Annotated in this window: 1 protein-coding gene; it reads left to right on the top strand. The window is 57.1% G+C overall.

From position 1 onward, the window contains the following. Positions 1–180: 180 nt before the first annotated feature. Entirely contained in the window at positions 181–1,302 is a 1,122-nt protein-coding gene (locus WEB54_RS15935; protein WP_368056696.1) for a Gfo/Idh/MocA family protein, read from the top strand. Positions 1,303–1,926 lie beyond the last annotated feature (624 nt).

A 1,926-nucleotide genomic window follows, 5' to 3' on the forward strand; every position in this document is an offset into this window, starting at 1 on the left:
GGGTCGGCGTGGATCCGTCCATGGAGCCTAGACCGCAGCATCCATGCTGCGGACTTCCCCGGCTAGGTACACCCGGTACCAGGCACTCAGTGGGCTGCCAATTCTGAAGCTTGGATTAATTGAAAAAGGTACGGCGGTTAATTCCCCGGTAAACAGAAGACAATAAGACTGGAGTACGCAATGGCACAGGTTCGATACGGCGTTTTGGGATGCGGCATGATGGGGCAGGAACACCTGCGTAATCTGGCGTTAATAGAAGGCGCTGAGGTTGTCGCAATTTTTGAACCCGACGCAGCCATGCGCGATGCCTGCGCTCAACTGGTGCCCGGTGCCAGCTTTGTCGACTCGGTCGAAGCCCTGTGCGCTCGGCCTGATCTCGATGCCCTGCTGGTTGCCAGCCCGAACCATTGCCATGCCGACCAGTTACTGACCCTGCTGGCACATACCAAATTGCCGATTCTGATCGAAAAACCGCTGGTCACCCGCATCGACGATGTAGAGCCCGTCCGCGCGGCCGTGGCGGCGCACCCGGCGCCGGTTTGGGTGGCCATGGAATACCGCTACATGCCCCCGGTGACTCGCCTGCGCGAACACGTACAAGCCGGTGATGCCGGGCCCGTATCGATGCTCAGCATTCGCGAGCATCGCTTTCCGTTCCTGCCGAAAGTGGGCGACTGGAACCGATTCAATGCCAACACCGGCGGTACCCTGGTCGAAAAATGCTGTCACTTTTTTGATTTGATGCGGCTGTTGCTGGAAAGCGAAGCGACCTCGGTGATGGCCAGTGCCGGGCAGGATGCTAACCACCTCGACGAAGCCTACAACGACCAAACACCGGATATTCTCGACAACGCCTACGTGATCGTGAACTTCGCCAACGGCAAACGCGCCATGCTGGAACTGTGCATGTTCGCCGAAGGCTCGCGCTACCAGGAAGAAATCAGCGCCGTAGGTGCAACCGCCAAGGTCGAATGCCTGGTGCCCGGCCCCGGCCGCTTCTGGCCCGACCACCTGGGCGAGCCACCAACACCCAAGGTTATCGTTAGCCCACGCGACCCCAAAGGCCCAATAGAATCCAACATCCCGGTCGACCCGGCCCTGCTGGAAGCCGGCGACCACAACGGTTCTACCTTCTATCAGCACCTGGGCTTTTTCAAAGCCATCACCGAAGGCGCCCCGGTGGAGGTTACCGTAGAAGACGGCCTGAAAGCCGTCGTTCTAGGCCTGGCCGCCCAGGCCTCCGCCCAGGAAGGCAAAACCATGCGCATCACCAACAGCGGCTTTGGTTTCGAACCCGCCTAAACCCCGGCCCGGCTTCGGCCGGGCTCAAACCACCCACCTCACTTGTTCCTGTCGATAACCCCGTAGGAGGGCAGTCCCCTGCGCGACAGGAAGCAGAACCAACCACAGAACTTAACACCTGAAACCTACCAAAACAGGGCAGAGGGGGGCGCAAACGACACTCCCTACCACATAACTACTTGCCAACTCCATCGCAGAGTGCCATGGTGTCAATACAACCTATTTTGCCTTGGTGTGCCCTGTAACCGGCCGGGCGGTAGCGAATCTAATCGATTTTCATGCCTCATTTTGTTGTTCCAATCAGTCGCGCATCAAATTCCGAATTTGCGTTGAATCGACTCTAGCCAGTAACACCAAATGATGGATGTGTGAACTTCATTGCAACCAGAGACTAGATCGCGACGCATATACCGGGGAAAAACCGGAATATGCGTCGCTTCAGACGCTGATGTCTGGAATCAGCGTCTGAAGCGACGGATTTGCTGGTTTTGATATCACGTAGGTGTGGCAGCGTAATCTGACTGAAAGACCACAGTAGCTAGTCTTTAGCAGTAGCGCTCTGTAGGTTATGTGTCGCATCTGCCGGAATAACTGGCGGAGGCGAAGATGAATAAGCTGTTAGCG

Origin of the sequence: Saccharospirillum sp., from assembly GCF_040881935.1 — a bacterium.
Lineage (GTDB): Bacteria > Pseudomonadota > Gammaproteobacteria > Pseudomonadales > Natronospirillaceae > Saccharospirillum.

Coding starts and splice junctions, on each gene's coding strand:
- WEB54_RS15935 (WP_368056696.1), top strand. CDS start 181: ATGGCACAGGTTCGATACGGCGTTTTGGGATGCGGCATGATGGGGCAG.